At 62.6% G+C, this 24,670-nt stretch carries 17 protein-coding genes, 1 tRNA gene and 1 other annotated feature; of the genes, 8 read left to right on the forward strand and 10 right to left on the reverse strand.

What is annotated here, in order from left to right:
• Positions 1-79: 79 nt before the first annotated feature.
• Complete coding sequence (locus JN302_RS35310) at positions 80-988, reverse strand: class I SAM-dependent DNA methyltransferase (protein ID WP_202330672.1); 909 nt, start codon at positions 986-988, stop codon at positions 80-82.
• A 207-nt stretch (positions 989-1,195) separates the two neighbouring features.
• Here JN302_RS35310 and JN302_RS35315 point away from each other — a divergent pair, with 207 nt between their 5' ends.
• Both JN302_RS35315 and JN302_RS35320 read left to right on the forward strand, forming a co-directional pair.
• Positions 1,196-2,206, forward strand: a complete 1,011-nt coding sequence (locus JN302_RS35315; RefSeq protein ID WP_202315262.1) for a ligase-associated DNA damage response exonuclease — start codon at positions 1,196-1,198, stop codon at positions 2,204-2,206.
• A complete protein-coding gene (locus JN302_RS35320) occupies positions 2,206-3,807 on the forward strand; it encodes a cisplatin damage response ATP-dependent DNA ligase (RefSeq protein ID WP_202330673.1) in 1,602 nt (533 codons plus the stop codon). Before JN302_RS35315 ends, JN302_RS35320 begins: the two co-directional genes overlap by 1 nt.
• A gap of 85 nt (positions 3,808-3,892) precedes the next feature.
• Here the strand turns inward: JN302_RS35320 and JN302_RS35325 are convergent, their stop codons facing one another.
• Positions 3,893-5,071: a hypothetical protein gene (locus tag JN302_RS35325; RefSeq protein WP_244846755.1), complete on the reverse strand. Its 1,179-nt coding sequence runs from the start codon at positions 5,069-5,071 to the stop codon at positions 3,893-3,895.
• A 407-nt stretch (positions 5,072-5,478) separates the two neighbouring features.
• Between JN302_RS35325 and JN302_RS35330 the strand changes: the two genes are divergently transcribed.
• From JN302_RS35330 to JN302_RS35340, 3 genes are all read left to right on the forward strand, one after another.
• On the forward strand, positions 5,479-6,429 hold the full coding sequence (locus JN302_RS35330; protein ID WP_202330675.1) for an NAD(P)H-dependent flavin oxidoreductase: 951 nt from the start codon (positions 5,479-5,481) through the stop codon (positions 6,427-6,429).
• Positions 6,430-6,552: 123 nt separating this feature from the next.
• Positions 6,553-6,628: transfer RNA gene (locus tag JN302_RS35335), tRNA-Thr, on the forward strand.
• Positions 6,629-6,837: 209 nt separating this feature from the next.
• On the forward strand, positions 6,838-7,362 hold the full coding sequence (locus JN302_RS35340) for a hypothetical protein (protein WP_202330676.1): 525 nt from the start codon (positions 6,838-6,840) through the stop codon (positions 7,360-7,362).
• Between the two features lie 191 nt (positions 7,363-7,553).
• Here JN302_RS35340 and JN302_RS35345 read toward each other — a convergent pair whose 3' ends face one another.
• A complete protein-coding gene (locus JN302_RS35345; protein WP_202330677.1) occupies positions 7,554-9,038 on the reverse strand; it encodes a SulP family inorganic anion transporter in 1,485 nt (494 codons plus the stop codon).
• Between the two features lie 64 nt (positions 9,039-9,102).
• Positions 9,103-9,158, reverse strand: a sequence feature (sul1 is cis-regulatory element that is thought to sense ions involved in sulfur or methionine metabolism; They are found in Alphaproteobacteria).
• Positions 9,159-9,446: 288 nt separating this feature from the next.
• On the opposite strand from JN302_RS35345, the gene JN302_RS35350 reads away from it, so the two are divergent.
• The 3 genes from JN302_RS35350 (at position 9,447) to JN302_RS35360 (ending at position 14,816) form a co-directional block, all read left to right on the forward strand.
• Positions 9,447-11,816 (forward strand): PQQ-dependent sugar dehydrogenase, encoded by a 2,370-nt coding sequence (locus JN302_RS35350; RefSeq protein ID WP_202330678.1) that lies wholly within the window; start codon positions 9,447-9,449, stop codon positions 11,814-11,816.
• A 459-nt stretch (positions 11,817-12,275) separates the two neighbouring features.
• Positions 12,276-13,697: a calcium-binding protein gene (locus JN302_RS35355; protein WP_202330679.1), complete on the forward strand. Its 1,422-nt coding sequence runs from the start codon at positions 12,276-12,278 to the stop codon at positions 13,695-13,697.
• 378 nt (positions 13,698-14,075) lie between these two features.
• Positions 14,076-14,816 (forward strand): class I SAM-dependent methyltransferase, encoded by a 741-nt coding sequence (locus JN302_RS35360; RefSeq protein WP_202330680.1) that lies wholly within the window; start codon positions 14,076-14,078, stop codon positions 14,814-14,816.
• 110 nt (positions 14,817-14,926) lie between these two features.
• On the opposite strand, the gene JN302_RS35365 is transcribed toward JN302_RS35360, so the two are convergent.
• From JN302_RS35365 to JN302_RS35395, 7 genes are all read right to left on the reverse strand, one after another.
• Entirely contained in the window at positions 14,927-16,015 is a 1,089-nt protein-coding gene (locus JN302_RS35365) for an acyltransferase family protein (protein ID WP_202308963.1), read from the reverse strand.
• A gap of 259 nt (positions 16,016-16,274) precedes the next feature.
• Positions 16,275-18,740 carry a glycosyltransferase family 2 protein gene (locus JN302_RS35370; protein WP_202330681.1) on the reverse strand — a complete coding sequence of 822 codons (2,466 nt, stop codon included), beginning with the start codon at positions 18,738-18,740 and terminating at the stop codon, positions 16,275-16,277.
• A 448-nt stretch (positions 18,741-19,188) separates the two neighbouring features.
• Entirely contained in the window at positions 19,189-20,019 is an 831-nt protein-coding gene (locus JN302_RS35375; protein ID WP_202330682.1) for an ABC transporter ATP-binding protein, read from the reverse strand.
• Entirely contained in the window at positions 20,016-20,870 is an 855-nt protein-coding gene (locus tag JN302_RS35380) for an ABC transporter ATP-binding protein (protein ID WP_202330683.1), read from the reverse strand. The genes JN302_RS35375 and JN302_RS35380 overlap by 4 nt, the downstream gene beginning before the upstream one ends.
• Positions 20,871-20,872: 2 nt before the next feature.
• Positions 20,873-21,781 carry an ABC transporter permease subunit gene (locus tag JN302_RS35385; RefSeq protein ID WP_202308967.1) on the reverse strand — a complete coding sequence of 303 codons (909 nt, stop codon included), beginning with the start codon at positions 21,779-21,781 and terminating at the stop codon, positions 20,873-20,875.
• An 11-nt stretch (positions 21,782-21,792) separates the two neighbouring features.
• A complete protein-coding gene (locus tag JN302_RS35390; RefSeq protein WP_202308968.1) occupies positions 21,793-22,797 on the reverse strand; it encodes an ABC transporter permease subunit in 1,005 nt (334 codons plus the stop codon).
• A gap of 103 nt (positions 22,798-22,900) precedes the next feature.
• Entirely contained in the window at positions 22,901-24,496 is a 1,596-nt protein-coding gene (locus JN302_RS35395) for an ABC transporter substrate-binding protein (protein WP_202330684.1), read from the reverse strand.
• Between the last annotated feature and the right edge of the window lie 174 nt (positions 24,497-24,670).

Consider the following 24,670-nt stretch of genomic DNA (forward strand, 5'->3'; position numbering starts at 1 on the left):
ACATTTGCTGGAATTGCTTCAGAACTAAAACAGAACATGCGCGCCGGGAAGGCCGGCCGCGCAAAAAGAGGTACGACGCTCAGCGCGCCTCGGCCAGCACGAGCAGCCCGGCGATGGGCTCGCCGCGATCCATGCGGATCGGCTGGGCGTCGAGCCAAAGGACGGTGAGGCCGGATTGATCCAGCAGCCGCTGCAGATACGCCTGCGAATGCGCATAGCGGCGCGAGGGTCGCAGCACCAAATCCTCGGGTCCGTCATGCTTCTCCACCGAAAAGGCGAAGAGGCCGCCTGGCCGCAGGGCCGCGGCGGTGCGGGAGACCACGCCGTCGATCATCCCGACATAGATGAAGACGTCGGCGGCCACGACGAGATCGGCGCTCGCCGCGGGCAAGGCCAGCGACTGCAGATCGGACTTGGCCAGACGATCATAGATCTTCCTGGCCTCAGCCTTCTTCAGCATCGCGGCGGAGATGTCGTGGCCTTCGAGGAAACCGGCCATCGGTCGCAACTTTTCGCCCATCAGCCCCGTGCCGCAACCGAGATCGACGACCGTCTCGAAGCGGCGCTCACCCGCCGCGCGGATCGCCTCGATCAGGAGTTCCGGCACGCGATAGCCGAGTTTTCCTACAAGCGATTGATCGAATGAGGCGGCATATTGGTCGAACAATGCTTCGACGAACGCGCCCGGCGGCGCAGATGAGACAGGGGCGGCGCCCACCAGCTCCAGCTTCAGCGCCGCACCGGGGCGGTCGTCGGGATCGAGCTTCAGGGCCATGCGCCAGGCTTGCGCCGCCTCGCCGAGCGCGCCGGCCGCCTCCCGCATCTCGCCCAGCCGGAACCAGCCCATCGCCCAGCCGGGCGCGAGTTCGAGCGCGCCCAGCATCAGCTCCGCCGCTGCGGCATGATCGGCCGCCGCAAACAGCATTTCGGCATAGTCGGCACGGCGGTCGGCCAGAAGGTCGCCGGAAGAACGCGGCAGCGATTTCATGTTTTGCTGAGGACCTGGAAGGGTTGGACGCGGCGCTATAGCGCGTGTCAGGAGCCGAATGCAACCGGCTTCCACATCCCGCGCAAATGCCTACAGCGCTTCGCGTGAAGAAGGCTTCACGCGAAGCGCTGTATGTTCTTGATTTGACGCATGTCTTTTTCCCGAAACCGCTGCACACTTTCGGGAGACATGCTTTATGTTTGCACCATGCGCGCCAGCGAGCTTCTCCACCCGAGGCCGGAAGGGCTCTATTGCCCGCCTGGCGACTTCTTCATCGATCCGGTCCGTCCGGTCGGGCGCGCCCTGGTCACGCACGGCCATTCCGATCATGCCCGATCGGGCCACGGCGCTGTGCTCGCCACGCGAGAGACGCTCGACATCATGCGGCTGCGCTACGGCGACCCCTTCGCCGGAGGCACGCAGGCTGCAGCGTTGCGCGAAACCATCGAGGTCAACGGGGTCAAGGTGACGTTCCATCCGGCCGGCCACGTGCTCGGCTCCGCCCAGATCGCGGTCGAGCATGGAGGGCTCAGGATCGTCGCATCGGGCGACTACAAGCGCCAGGCGGATGCGACCTGCGTCCCCTTCGAGCCGGTTCCTTGCGACGTCTTCATCACCGAGGCGACTTTCGGGCTGCCGGTCTTCCGCCACCCTCCCGACCGGGAGGAGACGGCGCGCCTGCTGCGCTCGGTGGCCCAGTTCCCTGAGCGCGCCCATGTCGTCGGCGCCTATGCGCTCGGCAAGGCGCAGCGCGTGATCCGCCTCTTGCGCGACTGCGGTTACGAAAAGCCGATCTACATCCACGGCGCGCTGGAGACGCTCAGCGCCTATTATCAGAGCCAGGGCATCGATCTGGGCGAACTGCGGCCGGCGACGGTCGACAAGGCCGACCGGGACGAGTTCGCCGGTGCGATCATCGTCGGCCCGCCGACCGCGTTTGCCGATCGCTGGGCGCGGCGTTTTCCCGACCCGATCTCCTGCTTCGCCTCCGGCTGGATGCGCATCCGCCAGCGCGCCAGGCAGGGCGGTGTGGAACTGCCGCTGATCCTGTCCGACCATGCCGACTGGGACGAGCTGACCGGCACGATCCGGGAGACGGGCGCGGGCGAGATCTGGGTCACGCATGGCCGCGAGGAGGCGCTTGTGCGCTGGTGCGAGCTGGCGGGGATCGCGGCGCGGCCGCTGCATCTGGTCGGCTACGAGGACGAGGGCGACTGATGGACCGCTTCGCCGAGCTGCTCGACCGCCTGGTGCTGACCCCGTCGCGCAATGGCAAGCTGACCCTGCTCGTCGACTATTTCCGGGCCGTACCCGATCCCGACCGGGGGCTGGCGCTCGCGGCCATGACCGGCGACCTGTCGATCGCGGCGGTGAAACCTGCAATGCTCAGGACACTGGTGACCGAGCGCATGGACCCGGTCCTGTTCGGCTACTCCTACGATTATGTCGGCGACCTCGCCGAAACCGTGTCGCTGGTCTGGCCGGATCCGCAAGACGGGCCCACCATCGACCATTCGCCGACGCTTGGCGAGGTCGTGGCCAGGCTGCAGGCCGCGAGCCGCTCTGACGGCCCGCGCGTGCTCGCGACCCTGCTCGACTGCGTCGGCATCGCGGCGCGCTTCGCCATAATCAAGCTGGTCACCGGCGGACTGCGGATCGGCGTTTCGGCCCGGCTGGCCAAACAGGCGCTGGCGGATTTCGGCGGCGTCGACGTCGCCGAGATCGAGGAGTTGTGGCACGGCCTGTCGCCTCCCTACGAAGCGCTGTTCGCCTGGTTGGAGGGCAAGGCCCCCAAGCCGGAGAAGGCGGCCAAGGCCCTGTTCCGGCCGGTGATGCTGTCGAATGCCGTCGACGACGGCGACCTCGAGAAACTCGATCCGGCGGATTACGCAGCGGAATGGAAATGGGACGGCATCCGCGTCCAGGTCGTGTGCGAAGGCGGGCTGCGCCGGCTCTATTCGCGCACCGGCGACGATATCTCGGGCGCCTTTCCCGACCTGGTGGAGGCCATGACGTTCGACGGCGCGCTCGACGGCGAATTGCTTGTCGGCCGGCCGCCGGAGTGGACCGGCACCTTCTCCGACCTGCAGCAGCGTCTCAACCGCAAGAGCGTGTCGCAGAAGATGCGCGATAGCTACCCGGCCTTCGTGCGCTGCTACGACCTCATGCAGGCGGGGGCCGAGGACATCCGCCCCCTGCCCTTCACCGAGCGGCGCGCACGGCTCGAAGCCTTCGTGGCCGGCATCGATCCGCAGCGTTTCGACCTGTCGCCGATGATCGACTTCGACGACTGGCCGACGCTGGAGGCGCTGCGCAAGGCGCCGCCCCACCCCATCATCGAGGGTGTGATGCTCAAGCAGCGCGTCTCTGTCTATGTCGCCGGACGCCCCAAGGGTCCCTGGTTCAAGTGGAAGCGCGACCCCCATACGATCGACGCCGTTCTGATGTATGCCCAGCGCGGCCACGGCAAGCGGTCGAGCTTCTTTTCCGACTACACTTTCGGCGTCTGGTCGGGGCCCGAGGACCGGCCGGAGCTCGTGCCGGTCGGCAAGGCCTATTTCGGCTTCACCGACGAGGAGCTCAGGCAGATCGACAAATATGTGCGCGACAACACCGTCGAGCGCTTCGGCCCGGTACGCTCGGTGCGCGCCGACCGCGAGAGCGGCCTGGTGCTGGAGGTGGCCTTCGAAGGCCTCAACCGTTCGCAGCGCCACCGATCGGGTGTGGCCATGCGCTTTCCCCGCATATCGCGCCTGCGCTGGGACAAGCCCGCAAGCGAGGCCGACCGGATCGAGACGCTGCAGGCGCTGCTGGATTGACTGACCCGTTTTGCGCGCCCCTCCCCGCCATCCGGGCTGGACTTCGGGCAGCAGCGGCGTGCGGGCCTCGGAGAGCCCTTGACGTCTACTGCGCCACCGAGGCCTTGATCTCGTACACGTCGATCGCCTTGCCGCCATTGGCGATGTCGGAATTGATGGCGATGGTGCCTTCGGCGCCCGGGCTCTTGTCCGGCAACTCGATCTCGAACAGGAACTCGCCCTTCTCGTAGCCGACGGCGTAGCGCTTGCGGCCGCAATCGCCGAGCTCGCCGAAATTGCAGTCGACCGAGATCTGGGTCTCCTTGCCCTCCTCGGCGCGCGCCACGATGTCGAAGACGGCGCGCCTGCCGGCGAGTTGCTCGAGTACGCCCTGGCCGACGTCGAAGGTGATGGCCGAACCCGAAGCACCGGAACGGATCCGGATGAAATCGCCCGTGTCGTCCTCCATCACCTCGGCCCTGGTGTCGCCCGGCGCATTGACCAGCGACGGATCCGACGGCGTAAAGACCGTGATCCAGCTGCGCTGCGTATCTGTCTGGCCGGGCTTGGCCGGAGCGCCGATCGGCTCTTCGTCGGGATCGAAGTCCTCCGAGCCCGTGACGGCCGGCGGCTTGGGAACGCTCGTGTCGATTTCTTCCGGCGTCTTGAAGAGGCCGGTCTGAAAGCCCCACCAGGCGCCGATCGCGCCGAGCGACAGGAGCGTCACGATGAAGAAGATCGCGGCATAGGGGCGGCGGCGCTCGGCATCGACCACCCGCTCGGTCTGGGCAGGCACTTCGGCCTCGGCGATGGTGTCCGTCGCACGCCCCGGCGCATCGCCCGCCGCGTCGAGCCGCGGCTCCACCCGGCCGCTCCCGGCGGGCGCGGCCTTGCGCGCCGTCGCGGCGCGCACTGGCTCGATGGCCGGCGCGGGGGCCCGCCGCGGCGCGTCCGCGGCAGGCTCCTGTCGCCCAAGGTTGACTTCGGGAACCGGCGCCGCCCCACGGGGAGACCCGGCGCCGATTTCGAGCCTGTCCAGCACCCGCTCGGCGCTCCCCACATCAGGTGCCACGGTCGGAACCGCGGCAATGAACTCAGACTCGATCTCGGCGATCTTCGCCTGCAGGCTCTTCCTGCGATTGATCGCCGCCTCGACCGTGATGTTGGGATTGGCCTTCAGCGCCCGATCCAGCGCAGCGAACACCGAACGATAGACCTTCTCGCGGAACGCGCGGTCGCTGGCGTCTCCCTTCCCGAAGGCATTGCGGATCGCGGTTTCGATCACGTCCAAGCAGTGTTCCCCACGTTCTTCCGGATCACCTCGTCCGGATCGCTCCGAAACCTTTCGAAAACCCGCTGGTCAGGCCGGCTCAGGCCACGCCGGCGCGAATTCACAAAAGGTCTCTAACGCCTGCGGCGGGTCCGATCAACGGATTCGCCGCTTCCACTATGCCTTCGCCCGCTTGAAAGGTCGATTCCCGCCGTTCGGGGCGGCGATGCCCATGCCGGCAGGCCCGGACAACGCCCATCCGGGCGCCGCCCGGCCTTCGCGTCAACGGCCGCGACGCGCCGTCGCGCGCTCCAGCGGGCAGTCCCGTCGGGGCGTTGGAGCCGCCGGATTCCCCGTTGCGGCATCGTACCGATCTGCTAGAAGCAGTGACGTTTACGCAAACGTCAATTGATGGAGGCCCCATGGCCCTGCCCGACATTCTCAAGAAGAATCTGCGTCTGCCGGTCGTGGGCTCGCCGCTGTTCATCATCTCGCATCCGCCGCTTGTTCTGGCGCAATGTAAGGCCGGCATCGTCGGCTCTTTCCCGGCGCTCAATGCCCGCCCCGAGGCACAACTCGACGAATGGCTGGCCGAGATCACCGAGGACCTCGCCAGCCACGACGCCGCCAATCCGAACAGGCCGGCAGCGCCCTTCGCGGTCAACCAGATCGTTCACAAGTCCAATCCGCGGCTGGAGCACGATCTTTCCCTGTGCGTGAAATACAAGGTTCCGGTCGTCATCTCCTCGCTCGGCGCGGTCGAGGAAGTGAACCAGGCCGTCCATTCCTATGGCGGCATCGTGCTGCACGACATCATCCATGACCGCCATGCACGCAAGGCGATCGAGAAGGGCGCCGACGGGCTGATCGCGGTGGCGGCCGGGGCCGGCGGCCATGCAGGAACGCTGTCGCCCTTCGCGCTCATCCAGGAGATCCGCCAGTGGTTCGGCGGGCCGCTGCTGCTGTCGGGCGCCATCGCCAATGGCGGGGCGGTGCTCGCCGCCCGGGCCATGGGCGCCGACATGGCCTATGTCGGCTCGCCCTTCATCGCCACGGCGGAAGCCCGCGCCGACGCCGACTACAAGCAGATGATCGTCGATTCCAAGGCCGCCGACATCGTCTATTCCAATCTCTTCACCGGAGTGCACGGAAACTACCTCAAGGGCTCGATCCGCGCCCAGGGCATGGACCCGGACAATCTGCCGGTATCGGATCCGTCCAAGATGAACTTCGGCGCGGCCAAGGCCTGGAAGAACATCTGGGGCTGCGGCCAGGGCATCGGAGCCGTGACGGAAGTGGTGCCGGCGGCGGTGCTGATCGACCGCCTCGCAGCCGAATACGAGGCGGCGCGCGCCGCCGTTGCCGCTGCGTGAGACGGGACGGCGCGGCTATTTTCAGGAAGCCCGGCAATTCCCGCCACGGGCGGCTTGAAATCCCCGCGCAATGAAGCTATCACCCGCTCCACATCCGCACCGGGCTCCGCCCGGCATCGGAATGCCGCTTTAGCTCAGTTGGTAGAGCACATCATTCGTAATGATGGGGTCGCGTGTTCGAGTCACGCAAGCGGCACCACTTCCGTTCATTCTCATCAGAATTTTCGGCAACCGGATGCTGGGAATACACGGCGGCCGAAGCCCGGGTCGATGCCGGGTTGCTCCGGCTGGCGCTACCGACTTGCAGTTCTCATCGCGGACCTCATTCAGTCGCGGCAATCTGTTCGAATTGACCGGGCGGTGATAGGGGTTGGGGCAACTTTGAGACGGCGGTCAAAGTAGGGAGCAATGCCCGAAGCCAATCCTCCGACGCCCAATTCAAAAGCGCCAGTCAGGGAAGCCCTGAAATCAAGGGAGCCCCGCTACGTCGACGGTGCCAGGGCATCCGGATGGATTGCGAAGCTGATCGCCTCCGTGCTGGGGCTCGCTACCCTGGTCGGGGCTGTCTTTACGATATTCGGCATGGGAGACCCCGAACTGAAGATCGAGGGGCTGGACGTATTGCCTTGGGTGCAGACCGATCACGCGACCGGCCGCAGCAACTGGAACCTGCGCACTTCACTCACCGTGCAGAAGAAATGGGGCGTATCCCTGACAAATTGCCGCGTTCTCGTGAACGGCCACGAGCTTCTTGTTGTGCCCAGCCTGCCAAGGTTCAGCGCTGGCCAGACAGTCGGCTTTGATATCTTGCCATCATACTATTCGCCGCGAGGTCGCAACACTGCCGAAATGCGCTGCGAAAGCGACGTTTCAAATCTGATCGAGTTTCGGATCAACGATGTCAGCCCCACGGTCGAACGACAGGAATTCTGACCCCGATCGGGATGCGGAGGTCACAACAGAGCGGGTTCCGCCGACATCGCGATTGTGAGCCGCGCGCTTCCACCCGGTCGGGCTATCCCGCCAACAGGCGGCGGATGCGAAAGGTCGGCGGATGGCATCCGGAAAACCTGACCACGTGGCAGTTTCCCGAAACCTGCTCGGCGCACCGACCCTGGATCGGGTCAGTGGCCAAACGCACGCTCCAATGCATGCTGATCGTTGTGAACGGCAAGCTTGTCCATGATCGTGGCGCTTGCCTCGTTCATGCCGACCACCTCGACGTCGACACCTTCCTTCCGGAATTTCAGAACCGCCCGGTCGATCGCACCGACCCCCGTCAGATCCCAGATGTGGGCGTGGGAGACGTCGATGCGGACGCGCTCCAGCTTTTCACGAAAGTCGAAGGAATCGAGGAAGTCGTCGGCCGTCGCAAAGAAGAGCTGACCCAGGACGGTGTAAATCCGAGTCCCGCCGTCCGCCGAGAGCTCCGAGCCGACGCGGAAGATCTGGGCGACTTTCCACGCGAAGAAGATGCCGGAGAGCAGCACGCCGACACCGACCCCAAGCGCGAGATTGTGCGTGCCGACCACGGTGAACACGGTTGCCAGCATCACGATGCTGGAGCGGCGCGGATGCTTGCGCAGATCATTGAGGGAGGACCATGAGAACGTGCCGATCGACACCATGATCATGATGGCCACGAGGGCGGGCATGGGAATGATGCGCACCCAATCGTCGAGCAGCAGGAGCAGCACCAGGAGGAAGGCGCCCGCGACGAAGGCGGAAAGCCTTCCGCGTCCCCCTGACTTCACATTGATCACCGACTGGCCGATCATGGCGCAGCCTGCCATTCCGCCCAGAAAACCGGTGCAGAAATTGGCGATGCCCTGGCCCACGCATTCGCGGTTCTTGTCGCTCCTGGTGTCGGTCATCTGATCCACGATGGATGCCGTGAGCAGGCTTTCCAGCAACCCGACGGCTGCGACGCCGACCGAATAGGGAAATATGATCCGGAGCGTCTCGAGTGTGTACGGCACGTCCGGGATAAGGAAGGTGGGCAGGCTCGACGGCAATTCGCCGAGATCGCCGACGGTGCGCACGTCGATGCCCAGCGCCAGGGAAGCGGCGGTCAGTGCCACGATGCAGATCAGCGGGGAAGGCACGACGGTGGTGAGCCGCGGGAAAAGGTAGATGATCGCCAGGCCCGCCGCGATCATGGCGTAGGTCTGCCAGGACACCCCGATCAGCTCGGGGAGCTGGGCCATGAAGATCAGGACGGCGAGCGCATTGACGAAACCCGTCAGCACCGAGCGCGAAACGAACCGCATCACATATCCCAACCGGGCAAAGCCGGCGAGGACCTGCAGCACGCCGGCAAGGATCGTGGCGGCCAGCAGGTATTGCAGGCCATGATCGCGCACGAGCGAAACCATCAGCACGGCAGTCGCCGCCGTGGCCGCGGAGATCATGCCCGGACGACCGCCTGTAATCGAAATGATCACGGCGATGGAAAAGGAGGCGTAGAGACCCACTTTGGGGTCGACGCCGGCGATGACGGAAAAGCCGATCGCCTCGGGGATCAGCGCCAAAGCGACAACGATACCGGCCAGTATGTCGCCACGTATGTTGGAAAGCCATTCACGGCGGAAAGCGTCAAATGAAAACATGAGGGTCCGAAATGCACGGCAAAACCCCGTCGCGAAACAGGCGAGCAAATGTCAGGGCTTGGTAGATTGTCCGGCGGATTGGCGGCCGGAAGAGCCACCCGGGATTGCACCGGGTCCGATCGACTGATGCTTCTATAGCAGAGGATTGCTGCGATGCAACATGAGCGGTGTCCGCAATCGTGGGGGACGCGGCAGGCGGGGCGCCGCACCACGGCTTCCTCCAATCTCGCGCTTACCAAAACCGATTTCATGGTAATCTGACGATCCTTTGCCGGACGATCACGTCGGCAGGCCGACATGGCGGCCGCTCGTCTTCTTGCCGGCCCGGGTCGGCGGAGCACCACCCTGGCGACAATCCGTGCTAAGGTTGCCCCGTCGAAAGCAACCGCGACAGCGGATGGCCCTGACATGGCAAACCGGACGGGAACGAACGCGACCGAAACGCTCGGCGGAACGGGCGATGCCGATACGATCAACGGCCTGGGCGGCAGCGATCGTATCAGCGGCGGCGGCGGCACGGACACGATCTCGGGCGGCGACGGCGCAGACCAGGTCTGGGGCGGCGAAGGCAACGATATCCTTTACGGTCACAGCACCGCCGACCTCGATCCGAACGCGGGCAACATCTCGGCAACCCTGCTGGCCGATGTCGGCTCGGGCGCGGTGTTCGCCACGGGGGCTCCCGGGGACGAGGGCTTTCTCTACGCGCTGAGAAAGGATGTCGGCGACATCGTGCGGATCAACACCACGACAGGCGCGCGGTCCGTCTTCCTGGACATTCCCAACGGGCAGTTTTCCAGCGACGGCGAACGTGGCGTTCTCGGCCTCGCCTTTCATCCCGACTACGGGACGAACGGCAGGTTCTTCGTGTTTCTCACCAACCCTGCCGGCAACATCGAAGTGCGGGAGTATGCGCGTTCGGCCGGCAATCCCGCGAGCGCCGCCCCTGCGGCGGTGGCGACGATCATCACCATTCCTCACCCGACCTTCGCCAACCACAATGGCGGCTCCATGGCGTTCGGTCCCGACGGATACCTCTACATCGCGACAGGGGACGGCGGAGGCGCCAACGATCCGGCCGGCAATGCCCAGAACACCAATGTGCTGCTCGGCAAGATCCTTCGGATCGATATCGACGACGACGATTTTCCGGCAGACGCGTCCCGAAACTATGCCATTCCCAACGGCAATCCGTTCGCCGGGGCTGTGGCCGGCGCCGACGAGATATGGGCCTACGGCCTCCGCAACCCCTGGCGCTTCAGCTTCGATTCCCTCACCGGCGACCTCTACATCGCCGATGTCGGCCAGGGCGCGCGCGAAGAGGTCGATTTTCAGGCGGCGGGCGATCCGGGCGGACGGAACTACGGCTGGGATTATCGCGAGGGGACCCTGCCCGGCCCGAGCCCGGCGCCCAATCCGCCCATCGTCTTCACCTCGCCGGTCTTCGAGTATGGTCGCGATGTCGGCCAAAGCATTACCGGAGGCTATGTGTATCACGGGCCGGCAGCGGGTCTGCAGGGCGCCTACTTCTTCGGCGATTTCGTCACCGGACGTTTGTTCACGCTGCGCATGGTAAACGGTGTCGCCGAAGATGCGCTGGACAGGACCGCGCAGATCGTCGGCGCCAGCCTCGAACAGATCTCGTCCTTCGGCACCGACAACAGCGGCAATCTCTATGTTGTGAGCCTGACGGGCAGCATCCATCGGCTCAATCCAGGCATCGCGGCAGGCGACGGCGCCGACAGGATCGACGGCGGCCCCGGCAATGACCGGCTCTTCGGCGGCGTCGGAAACGACACGCTCATCGGCGGCACCGGCTTCGACCAAATGACGGGCGGTCGCGGCAACGACAGATTCTTCGTCGACAACGCCGGCGACAAGGTCTTCGAGGCCGCCGGCCAGGGCAAAGACACGGTCTACGCCTCGACCAGTTTCGTGCTCGCAGCCGGCCAGCACATCGAGACGCTGGCCACGACGTCGGTTGCCGGCACCACAACCATCAACCTGACAGGCAACGCCCTCTCACAGCGCATCAACGCCAACAACGGAGCGAACAGCCTCAACGGCGGCGGCGGCAACGACACGCTCGTCGGCAACGGCGGGAACGACGTCGTCAGCGGCGGCGGCGGCTCCGACCTGATGCACGGCGGCTCGGGGAACGATACCTATATCGTGAGTTCGACAGGCGATGTCGTCGACGAAGTCACCAACGGTTTCGGCGGTGTAGACACGGTACAGTCCACGTTAAGCTTCAGCCTGGCGAACACCGGGGTCAAGGTGAGGGGCGCGATCGAGAACCTGACGCTGATCGGCACCGGGGCGACCAATGGCACCGGCAACAGTCTGAACAACGTTATTGTCGGGAACGGTGCTGCAAATGCGCTCAATGGAAGCACTGGAAACGACGTCCTCGATGGAAAACTCGGCAACGACACGCTGACGGGGAACGCCGGAGCCGACATCTTTGTCTTCGATGCCGCCCTGAACGCCACGACAAATTTCGACATCATTACCGATTTCTATGTCCCATCGGACACGATCCGGCTGGACAACGCGGTGATGGCCGGACTTGGCACTACCCTGGGCACGCTGCACGTCTCCCGATTCTGGATGAGCACGAGCGGACTTGCCCATGACGCTACCGACCGGATCATCTACGAAACCGACACGGGCAAGCTCTACTACGATCCGGATGGCACTGGTGCAGCCGGGCGTGTCCAGTTTGCGGGCCTCGCACCCAACCTGGCGCTGACCAACGTCGATTTCCAGGTGATCTGAGGCCGGCAAGAAAAAGCTTGCGGTACTTTCGATCATCGGTCGAGATGGAACAGCGCACAAAGCGATGATGGCCTGGCTGGTGCCCCCCGGCACGCTGTCGAACGGGAAATTCTGGAAGAGCACTGTCGGCATGGCTCATGACACCGACGCTCGCACCATCTACGACATAGGCTCTTCCATGATGCCGACCGTAGCGGCTCGAATGAGTGCAGTCCATTTCGCCTCGCTGCCGCCGAACCTTGCGCGCTCACCAACTCGGATTTCGTGGTGATCTGACCCTTCCGCAAGCAAGAGCGCACGCATCCCGAGCAAGGACTTCGACCGAGCTTCGAATAGGCTGGAACTGTGTCCGCCCCAGTTTCGGAAGATGGCAAATCGAAACAATACCGCACTTGAGTTCCACTCCTGCGATATCCAGTTCCGTCTCGTCCACACGCCGAAGGGATATCTCTGCTAGCTGTGCGCGCCCTCAAGCACCAATCAAGAGGAGAAGGCGCAATGCCGACGAATGTGGGAACTCTCAACGACGACAACATCAACGATGCCGTCTCGAATATCATCTACGGCCTCGATGGAAATGACACAATATTCTCTTCGTCTTCCGGGCTTGTCTACATCTATGGAGGACAAGGCATCGACACGATCGACTACAGCGATCTGGCAGGCGGGAATGCGGAAATCTATGGAGGCGCGGGCGCTGACACCATCGACGGTGGCAGCAACGCCGACGCAATCTACGGCGGTGACGATCAAGACGTGATCACCGGCTGGCACGGCAATGACTATATCGAAGGCGGACGGGGAAATGACCAGCTGTACGGTGACGCCGGCTCCGACACAATCTACGGCGGCGATGGGGCGGATCTTCTCTTCGGGGGCGAGGGTGCCGACAAGCTCGATGGCGGCAGCTGGGACGACGTTCTCGACGGCGGAACCGGGGCGGACACCATGATCGGTGGCTTGGGTAACGACATTTTCGAAGTCGACGACGTCGGGGATTTTGTCGAGGACAGCAACATGCCGGGGGGCGGCATCGACACCGTGCGATCGACGATCAGTTTCAGTCTGGCCAACCTTGCGCATGTGTCGGGTGCAATCGAACGCCTCGTCTTGAAAGGCGACGGCAACATCGCCGGCACAGGCAACGCGCTCGACAACATCATAGACGGCAATTCCGGCAACAATGTCCTGAGCGGCCTAGGCGGTAACGACACATTGGACGGAGGGGATGGCGCAGACACCATGTATGGCGGCGCCAACAACGACACATATGAGGTGGACAATGTCGGCGACAAGGTCGATGAGAGCATCGCCGGTTCAGGCGGCATCGACACCGTGCTATCGAAAATCGGATTCAGCCTCGCGAACACCGGTGCCAGGGTGTCGGGCGCATTCGAAAACCTGACGCTGATCGGTGGAAGCGCCGTTAATGGCGTGGGCAACAGCCTCGACAACATCATCACCGGCAATAGTGCATCCAATTCGCTCAACGGCTCGACAGGTCACGACACGCTGAACGGAAAACTTGGCAACGACACGCTGAACGGCAGTGCCGGCCTCGACATTTTCGTGTTCGATACCACGCTCAACGCCGCAACCAATGTCGATACGATCGTCGGGTACTTTGTCGACTCGGACACGATACAGCTTGACAATGACGTCATGGCCGGATTGGGAGCGACACTCGGCACGCTTGGAGCGGAGAAGCTCTGGAGGACCTATACCGGGGTGGCCCACGACGCGGATGACCGCATCATCTATCAGATCCATACCGGCAAGCTGTTCTACGACGCCGACGGAAACGGGGCCGGCGGTTCGATTCATTTCGCTACGCTTGATGCGGATCTCGCTCTCACCAATGCGGATTTCGTTGTGATCTAGGCTGTGCCGCAACGCGAAAATCCCGCCGGCCGGTGAAAGACGGGATCGATCAAAAACAAGAGCCCGGATACGGGACTGCCGAACCGGATGTTGGCGCCCATCGCGACATTGCGTCGGGCTCAAAGGGGGCATGAGCAGGCGCCAACAGACGTATATGGATCTGCATTCGTCCCATCAATAACGCTGAAACATCTCTGCCTTTGGACCATAACCATACCTTCGCTACCGCCTATTATCCTTGGATACGAACACAATAATGCAGTCTTCTTGACCGCAACGATTTTCGATCTCATTCTCGATCGATGGCCGAGACAGAGACGATCTGGTCACCCAGAAGATATCGTCAGCGCAGGTTCGCATCATGAGGAGGCCTGTCGAATGAGCGTACAATCGCAGGCACGCGCCGGCGCCCAGACGATTTATGGTCGTTCCGGTGAGGTTCTTATCCTGGGCCAGTGGGACCCCAAGCCACTGTCCCAGGCGGTGTCAGGAAATGACGACTCATACTGGCGCGGCAAACGTGTTCTCGACATTGGCGCCAACACCTTTGGGCTGAGCATCGAACTCGCTCGCGCAGGTGCCTCAGTCGTGGGGATCGAGCCGGACCCATTCGACTGGTACTTCAACCTCGTCCGCGAGACCGTCGAGAGCGTCATCGCCGAAGAGAAGCTGTCGTTGTCGATCCACAAAGACGGCCTTTTCGAGGCACGCAAATACGGCTCGTTCGACTGCATCCTGCTTCTTGGCGTGATCTATCACTTCCGCGATCCGCAGTACCTGCTCGACTTCCTGTCGACGCTCGACACCAAGGATATCGTAATCTCCACACAGACCGCGACCGGCGATTCCCTTCACCTCGTAAACAGGCGCGATGAAGGCATGATGCCGAAGGGGTTCTGGTCGGATGACATCGTTCTGAGCGGGTGGCATCCAACCCGACCGCTGCTCGAGCGGATGATCCGGTGGTCCGGGTTCGACAACGTGACCGCGCTTACGGACCCGTCAGTAAACTTCCCGAACAAACCTCTGAAAGGCCTGACCAATTCCGCCTACTACCGAGCTACCAAGGTCAAGACCGTAGACCCAGAGGCAAGCCGCAAGGTGTATTATCCCCGATAGCACAAGCCAAGGTCCTGCGTCAGGGTCGCGCGGCCTCAGGCGTCTGCCGGCCATACTGGCGTCCGCTGCGTATCGGGGACTGCACGAGACCACCAAGCCCGTGAGATTCGTCACGAGCTATGGCGGGAGACCGCTCGTCTCTTCAGCCGCGTCGCTTTCTCGGAAGACTCGTCGAGGGGAACGGGCTTCTCGGATGGCTGCCATGCCCGCCTGAGCGGCGATGTCAGGAACTTTGTCATCGGCGCTTCAATGTATCGGTAGATTGTCAGACTGGCGCCGAGACTGAGCAAAGCGACAAGCACGAAATAAACCCATCCATTGAGCTCGCCGGCGCCGATGCCGTAGTCGAGAAGCACTCGCGTCGAACCCTGGATCACGAAGTTGTGGATGAGGTACAGGGCAAAGGAAACACGCCCGAGTAGGTCGACGACCCGATTGGTCCGCTCGCCGAGGTCAAGGTCGATGTTGATCGCCGCAAAGACGATGAACGCGGCGGGGATACCGGCGCCAATCAGGCCCTCCTGGTTCCTGGCGATCAGCAGGTAGAAGCCGAACGCCATCAACACATAAGCGGTGATCTGCGGAATTCGGGCGCCTTTGATATAGGCGATTCCGACAAGGACGCCGACGACGAATTCGAGGATGATGGCATTTCGCCCGCCATAGGCTGCCATCAATGGGCCGACTGAGTCAAATTGACTTGATATCAGATACAAGGCGCTGACCGCCGCACAGGCGACGAAGTAAGGAGACCGCAGAAAAAACGACAACCCGAAGATCACATAGAAGACGACTTCAAGGTTCAGCGACCAACCCGGCACCATTATCGGGAACAGGTTGCCATCACTTGGTCGGAATGCGGGGATGAAGAACGCCGACTTGATAATGTATATTAGGTCGGTGGATCCGGAATAGTAACGTGGAGCCAAGAAAGAAAGCAGGGCTGCAACCAGCGTCACCAAGACATAGAGCGGCCACACCCGAAAGAAGCGGCGCTTGATGAAGGTCAAGGGGGCGACCGCTCCGTCCTTGGTCACCCAGACCATGATGAAGCCGGAGATGACGAAGAACAGGTCGACACCCTGGGCGCCGTGATCGAACGGCAAGAAATCGACCTGACCATCGAAGTCTGTCATCCGGGCGCGCGCGTGCTGAAACACGACGGCCATCGCCGCGAGAGCACGCAGGACCTGAACCATAAGGAGCCGTTCGCCTCGGCTGTTCGCCTCACGACTACCCATCATTCTGCCCGGCGAACCTCGGCTCGCCAACGCCAGGCTGGGCTTTGATCGAAGGCTGCCGCAAAATCGCCCGGGCATTTGCCTACGAGCCATCTGGCCGGAGCGAACGACACGGCCTGCAAACCGGCCGAACAATCCTTGACGACAACATGCTCAGTTTGCCTTGGCCTGATTTGTTGACAAGAGGGCGCTGCAGCGTTGCTCTTCGCAAGTTGGGCTAGATCAGCCCACGGCTTCGCAAATAGCGCCTTTTCAGCGGCTGCAACGCGCGGCGCACCAACGGAAGTCTCGCAAGCAAGCGATACATCCTGCGCCTTTGCTCGAACCCTGCTGGAGGGCTCGGCGGGCTGCTCTGGGGCAAAACATCGGCGCGCCCGTCCACCTGTTTGGCGAACGTGGAAAACGCGTCGAAGAATGCGCTGTGTCTTTCGGGTTCAACTATTCTCTCGACCGCAAGGAACTGATCGCCGATGGCGCCACGCAGTTTCTGGTGGAGCGCCTTGGATCGGAACGGCTCGAAGACGGTGCGAACGGCGGCGCGTTCGACCTCGTCGACCGTCATCTTCTTGAGTGGCCGGCGACGTGCTTTTCGATCGATGAAGCTGTAGACTTTCTCGGCCGCTGCAAAGTCGCTGCGGAAGATGCACTGCGCAAGAATGTTATACATTCTGCGCAACTCGAGTTGGTGAAACGCATCTCCCGGCAAACCAACGGCATAGTCAGGGTCTAGGAGTCCATTCTCCCAATTGTCAGCCGTCATCTGCTGCATAGCAAATGCGGTCTGCACTATGTTGTTTTCAAACTCACGTTGTGTGGCGGCGCTCGAGTGCCATCGGTATGTCGCAATCCGTTTGCCAGTCTGAACAAACTTTACGCCGGTTCTTGCGATCTCGGCAAAATAAAGCCAGTCTTCGGCATAGGCGAGCTTCGGCCTAAAAAGTGTGCCTTTGAACAAATGGGCTCGCCCGAGCGCGGTGTTGGTCACCCCGGGCCAGTTGTCAAAACTCTCGAAGGTAAGCCCCCCGCCGCGTCCCGAAGACAGGTTCAACTCGTTGCCATTTGGATCCGTGATCACGCGTTCGCCGTACGCGATGGTGTCAGGCGGCTCCTGTTCGGCACACCGAACCATCGTCTCAAGAGCGTCGCGATAGAAGATGTCATCGGCGTCCTGGAAGCAAACGAATCGCCCTCTTGCCAATGCGAGTCCTTTGTTCCTTGCGATCGATACGCCGCCATTCTCCTGCTTGAAAATGCGAATTCTGGCATCTCGCGCGGCGAGATATACTAACTTCTCCCACGTCGCATCGGTTGAACCATCGTCAACGCAGATGAGTTCCCAATCGCTCAACGTTTGGTCGAGAATGGAGCCGATGCACTCGTCGAGATATTTCGCAACATTGTAACAAGGCATCACAATGGAGGCGGTGGGTTGCCGCCCTTCCAGGACTTCGGCCGGAGCACCTTCAAGATAACGGCCCTTGATCGCCGGAACATGCGAATCCGTGATACTAACGACGCGAATGCCGTTTGCCTCGGCTTCATTCAAGTACTGCGCCACAACGCGCATGTGCTTGAACAGATACTCATTGTAGCTAATCTTGAAGAACGCCGGGTGCGTCAACTGAATTTCAGCCATCCTATGATTCAGCTGCGCAGTCTTGCTGTGCGACCAGAAATAGGAGGACTCGGACAGGGGCCGCCCATCGAACCCGGCCAGCACGATCTCTTTGCTCACGCTGGCGGCAATCGGCAGCAGGAAGAGGGTCATCACATTCGACTGCGAGCTGACGTGAAACGCCCGGCCGAGTTGGGTGTTCAGGTTCTCCGATTTGGCGAGCGGAACGCCGATCAGATGGTCTTGAAGATCGGCCGGAAAGTGAGCCCTGTAGACTCCGTAATCGCGCATCGGAAACACGAAGTAGCTACTATACTGCCGCATCGCGGCAATGAGCTTTTCACGGAATTCGCCTGCGTAGGACGAACAGCCGGCATGGAATATCGGATCGGATGCCACGATCACACGCGGCCTGATCGCCCGCATGAGGTCGTCATCGACGACCATGCTGTTGGTTACGATCTTCTCCCCCGCCGGGAGGCTTCCGAAATCGACAGTGTCGAGGGAGGGGCCGGTTCCAAATACGAAGACGCGACTGGTCTCCATTGACTGGACCATGCGTTCAAAACGCGCGCGACAGGTTTCGATGTCATCAATCGTCCCCTTGCCGTCATTGGACGACAGTTTGAGGTAGAGGCTGCTTTCATATTGCGATGCCTCAGGGTCGACGTTGACGACCCGGACGTTCGGAGAACGAGAAACCTGCTGCCGGACAGCCACCAGCTGTTCTGCCTTGTGGCACAGCACAATTACGTTCGTGTGCTCATGGGCATTCAGGATGTCGCCGATAGGAGCGCCATCCGACCTGATGTGAACGACCCGCCCTCTCAGATCCTCGAAAAGGGGCAAGATCGCCGGGTCAATGTGGCGAGGGATGTCCGACCCAGTTGGAAGCTTTACTTGTGATGGCACTAGCAGTACGGCGCCATTGCGCAATAGATTCGCTAAGTACCAAAACGCCCGCGGGACAATGTTGGCTGCATCGGCTTCTTCAGTGAATTCCGGATAGAATGCGAATACTGTTTTGTCGGTACCGGCATAGGCCGGGGCGCTTTGGATTCTATTCATGATGTCCCTTTTTCCCGCCCGCTCATCCAATCCATCGCCGAATTTGTCAACCGTTAAGTCCACGGGTTGGCGCGCCTGCGCCGATGCACAGATCCAAGCCAGTTCATAAGGTAGCTCCACGCGACGAGAGCAGGCGTGCCGGGCTCAAATGAATTCAGCACACCGTCACCACATTTGAACACATTGCATGGAGTTCCACCGCGACCGGTTCTAACCCAGGCTTGGGCCTGTTGCCGACGGCTTCGCCTCCACCTGCCCACGGCATACACAGGTTCACCGCCGACGGCTCCGATACCTGAGCGCGTCACAATCCGCCCAAAAGGATGTCCTGCTCGGCTTGAATGGCGACTTCACGGCACGGATCCTCGGGCCAACCGCGAGGATGACGAAGGGAAAGCCATTGCGGCCAGGCGTCTGGACGCCGGCGATGGGAGCCGGCGCGTCGACGCTACGCCGCCTTTTTCCGGGCCAGGCGCGCCTTGATGCTCTCGACATCGGCGCGCGGCGTCGCGGCGAAGAGCATTTTGGTGTAGTCGTGGGTCGGGTCGGAGAAGACGGCGTCGCGGCTGCCATATTCGACCGCCTGGCCGAGATACATCACCAGCACCTCGTCGGCGATGTAGCGCACCACCGAGAGGTCGTGGCTGATGAAGACGTAGGTCAGCTTGAACTCGTCCTGCAGGTCGGCCAGGAGGTTCAGGATCTGGGCTTGGACCGACAGGTCGAGCGCCGAGACCGGCTCGTCCAGCACCAGCAGGCTGGGGTTGAGCATCAGGGAGCGGGCGATCGCGATGCGCTGGCGCTGGCCGCCGGAGAACATATGCGGGTAGCGGTTGAAGTGCTTCTCCTCGAGGCCGACCTTCAGCAGCATGCGCATGGCCATGTCGCGCCGCTCCGCGGCGGAGCGGCTGGTGTTGATCAGCAGCGGCTCGGCGAGCACGTCGCCGATCTTCTGGCGCGGATTGAGCGAGCCGTAGGGGTTCTGGAAGACGATCTGCACCTTGCGGCGCATCTCCGGCGTGAGGCCGTTCCTGGCGATGTCGACTTTCTCGCCTTCGATCCTGAGCTCGCCCGATGTCGGCGCGTCGATCATGGTGATGATGCGGGCGAGCGTCGACTTGCCCGAGCCGCTCTCGCCGACGATGGCCAGCGTCTTGCCCTTCTCCACCGACAGGCTGACGCCCTTCACCGCCTGAACCGTCCTGGCCGGGGTGAAGAGGCCGCCGCGCATGTGATAGTCGCGGACAATGCCCTTGGCTTCGAGGATGACACCGGTCATTTGGCGGCTCCCGCGCTGCGCGCCTCTTCGGCGAAATAGTCGGAAATGGTGGGCAGCCGGTCGCCGGTGGCATTGTCGGGCAAGGCGGCGAGCAGCGCGCGCGTGTAGCTGCTCTTCGGCGCTTCGAACAGGGAAAGCACGTCCGCTTCCTCCATCTTGCGTCCCTTGTACTGGACGACGACGCGGTCGGCCGTCTCGGCCACCACGCCCATATTGTGGGTGATCATGATCAGCGCCATGCCGTGCTCGGCCTGCAGCCGCATCAAAAGATCGAGGATCTGCTTCTGGATGGTCACGTCGAGCGCGGTGGTCGGCTCGTCGGCGATCAGGAGCTTGGGATTGCAGGCGATCGCCATGGCGATCATGACGCGCTGGTTCTGGCCGCCCGACATCTGGTGCGGATAGGAACGCAGCCGCTCCGCCGGATCGGAAATGCCGACAGCCTTGAAGAGTTCGACGGCGCGCGCCCGGCGAGCCGCCTTGTCCATGCCCATATGGATGCGCAGGACCTCTTCGATCTGGAAGCCGACCGTGAAGCACGGATTGAGGCTGGTCATCGGCTCCTGGAAGATCATCGCCATGTCCTTGCCGACGAGCTTGCGGCGGTCGGACGGGCTGAGGGACAGGAGATCCCGGCCGTCGAAGGCCATCTTGTCGGCCGTGACCTTGGCCGTCCAGGGCAACAGCCCCATGACGGCCAGCATCGACACCGACTTGCCGGAACCGCTCTCGCCGACGATGGCCAGCACCTCGCGCTGGTCGACCGCGATGGAGACGCCGTCGACGGCCCGGAAGGGCCCGCTGGCCGTCTCGAATTCGACGACCAGGTTTTCGATCTCGAGAAGCGCCATGGTCAGGACCTCTTCAACTTCGGGTCGAGCGCGTCGCGCAGGCCGTCGCCCATCAGGTTGATCGACAGCACGGTGATCAGGATCGCCAGGCCCGGGAAGGTGACGACCCACCAGGCCCGCAGGATGAACTCCCGCGCCTCGGCGAGCATGGTGCCCCATTCCGGCGTCGGCGGCTGCGCGCCCATGCCGAGGAAGCCGAGTGCGGCGGCGTCGAGGATGGCGTTGGAGAAGGACAGCGTCGCCTGGACGATCAGCGGCGCCAAGCAGTTGGGCAGGATCGTCCTGAACATCAGCCTGAGCGGTCCCGCACCCGCGACCTTCGCGGCCACGACATATTCGCGGCTCTTCTCGGTCATCACAGCGGCGCGCGTGAGGCGCACGAAATGCGGCTGCAGCACGAGCGCGATGGCGATCATCGCATTGGTGAGGCCGGGCCCGAGCACGGCGACCAGCACGAGGGCAAGCAGCAGCGACGGGAAGGCCAGGATGATATCCATGATGCGCATGATCACCGTGTCGATCCAGCCGCGGAAATAACCCGCGATGACGCCGACGACGATGCCGCCGACAAGCGCGATGCCGGTGACGACCACGCCGATGAACAGCGAGTAGCGCGCGCCGTAGATGAGGCGCGTGAAGATGTCGCGTCCGACGGGGTCGGTGCCGAGCAGGAAGCCGATGCGGCCGCCTTCCTGCCAGAAAGGCGGCACCAGCACCGCGTCGCGATACTGGGCGTTGGGCGCATGAGGCGCGATCAGCGGTGCCAGCAGCGCCACGACGACGAGCAGCGCGAAGACGAAGAGCCCGATGACGGCGCCGCGGTTCTCCGAGAAATAATACCAGAACTCCGCGAAACGGCGGGCGCTCGCCGGCTCCTGGACGTGGACTTCTTCCGAGGTGGTGTCAGCCATTGTGCCCTCCCTCAATGCCGGATACGCGGATTGATGAGGCCGTAGAGCAGGTCCACGCCCAGATTCACCAGCATGATGATGCCGGCGATGATCAGCAGCCCGCCCTGGATCACCGGATAGTCGCGGCGGAACACCGAATCGACCATCCATTTGCCGATGCCCGGCCAGGAGAAGATGGACTCGGTGAGGATCGCGCCGGCCATCAGCACCCCAACCTGCAGGCCGATCGTGGTGATGACGGGGATCATGGCGTTGCGGAGCGCATGCACGCTGACGACGCGGAAGGGCGACAAGCCCTTGGCGCGGGCGGTCCGCACGTAGTCCTCGCCCAACACTTCGAGCATGGCCGAGCGCGTCTGCCGCGCAATGACAGCAAGCGGGATGGTGCCGAGCACGATGGTCGGCAGGATGAGATGGCTCACGGCCGACTTGAAGGCGCCCTCCTGCCCGGACAGCAGGGAATCGATCAGCATGAAGCCGGTGACCGACGGGAAGAAAAACATCAGCGAGATGCGGCCCGAGACCGGCGTCCACTGCAGCACGCCCGAGAACAGGATGATGAGCAGCAGGCCCCACCAGAAGATCGGCATGGAATAACCGACGAGCGCGGTGCCCATGAGCGCCTGGTCGAAGAAGGAGCCGCGCTTGATGGCGGCGAAGACGCCGGCCGGAATGCCGAGCACGACCGCGAAGATGATGGCGCAGATCGACAGTTCGAGCGTGGCCGGGAAGAGCTGGAAGAACTGCTCCAGCACCGAGCCCTTCGTCGAGATCGACGTGCCGAAGTCGCCGCGCAGCACGCCCCACAGATAGTCAAGATACTGGATGACGATCGGCCGGTCGAAGCCGAGGGCCTTCGAAATCTCGGCGTGGCGCTCGGGAGACATCACGCGCTCACCGGAGAGCAGCGCGACCGGATCTCCCGGCAACATTCGGATGAAGGAAAAGGCGATGATTGAGACCCCGATGAATGTCGGGATCAGGACGGCTAGCCGCCCCAGAAGAAACCGGAGCATGTCAGACCTTCAGCAAGAGTTGCTTGGGGAAAAGGATAGCACAAAAAGCAGGTCGGGGCGCTTGCATGACAAGCGCCCCTCCGCAACTATCCTCGCGGTCGACTTACTCTGTGATGTCGACGCCGTCAAACTTGAAATCGCCGAGCGGGCTCTGATGGAAGCCTTCGACCCCCTTACGCATCGGAACGATGGCGAGGGAATGATCCAGCGTCGCCCACGGCGCCTTCTTCTTGAAGACGACCTGGGCTTCCTCATAGAGCTTGGTGCGTTCAGCAAGGTCGTTCGTCTCCTTGGCCTTTGAGACCAGATCGTCGAACTCCTCGTCGCACCACTGGGCGCGGTTGTTGCCGCCGACGGCATCGCAGCCAAGCAGCGTATCGAGGAAGTTATCGGGATCGCCGTTGTCGCCGGTCCAGCCGAGGATGACGGCGCCGTCACGATCCTTCGCCTTCGACTTGTCGAGATACTCGGCCCATTCGTAGGACACCACCTCGACCTTGACGCCGACCTTCTCGAAATCCGCCTGGATCAGCTCGGCCGCGCGGCGGGCGTTCACCATGTAGGGACGCGACACCGGCATGGCCCAGACCTTCATCGAGAGGTCCTTGACGCCGGCTTCCTCGAGCATCTTCCTGGCCGCTTCCGGATCGTATTTGTCGTCCTCGATGGCGTTGTTGTAGGACCACATCGTCGGCGGGATCGGGTTCTTGGCCGGGCTGGCGAGCCCCTGGAAGACGCCGTCGACGATCGCCTGCTTGTTGATCGCCATGTTGAGCGCCTTGCGCACTTCAGGCTTGTCGAACGGCGCCTGGGTCGTGTTGTAGGCGAGATAGGCGACGTTCAGGCCTTCCTGCTCGGAGACCTTGAGATTGGGGTCGGCCTTCATCGCCTCGACGTCGGCGGGGTTCGGATAAGGCATCAGGTGGCATTCGCCGGCCTTCAGCTTCTGGTAGCGCACCGAAGCGTCGGTGGTGATCGCAAAGACGAGGTCGTCGATCTTCTGCTTGCCTGCCCAATAGTCGGCATTGGCCTTGTAGCGGATCACCGCGTCCTGCTGGTAGCCGACGAACTGGAACGGCCCGGTGCCGAGCGGCATCTGGTTGAGCTGGTTCATCTTGCCGTCGGCCTGGAGCTTATCGGCATATTCCTTCGACATGATGTAGGCGAAAGGCATCGCGACATTGGCCAGGAACGGCGCTTCCTTGCGCTTCAGCGTGAAGCGGACGGTGAGGTCATCGACCTTCTCGATCTTGTCCAGCAGGTCACCCATGCCCATGCCGGCGAAATATTCCCAGGACGCGCCCTCGACATATTTGTTCCAGGGATTGTCGGCCTTCCACTGACGCTCGAAGGAGAAGATCACGTCGTCGGCGTTCAGTTCGCGGCTCGGGGTGAAGAACTCGGTGGTCTGGAACTTCACGCCGGGACGCAGCTTGAAGGTGTATTGCAGGCCGTCGTCGGAAATCTCCCAGCTTTCGGCCAGGGCGGCCACCGGTTCGGTGGTGCCGGGCTTGAACTGCAGCAGGCCGTTGTAGACGGCGTGGGCGGACGCGTCGAAGGTGTTGCCGCCAGTGTAGAGACCCGGGTCGAAGCCCTCAGGCGACGCTTCCGAGCAGTAGACGAACGTCTTGGCGCTCGCCGCGCCGCTCAGCACGGTCGCTGCCGCCAGAGCGGCGGCAAAGGTCAACTTCTTGAACATTAAGCACTCCCGTTTTTTGTGTTCCAAGCCCCGCTAGCAGGCTCGCGAAGCGCGCATATAAGCAAAGTTCATACATCATTGGAACTGCCTGATTGCCTGCCGCATCGTCAGGCGAACAAACTTCCAAAAGCCTGCTGAAAAATGGCAAAAGATACCTTTCGAAACATGGAGAAA

Origin of the sequence: Mesorhizobium sp. L-8-3 (genome assembly GCF_016756615.1) — a bacterium.
Classification (GTDB): domain Bacteria; phylum Pseudomonadota; class Alphaproteobacteria; order Rhizobiales; family Rhizobiaceae.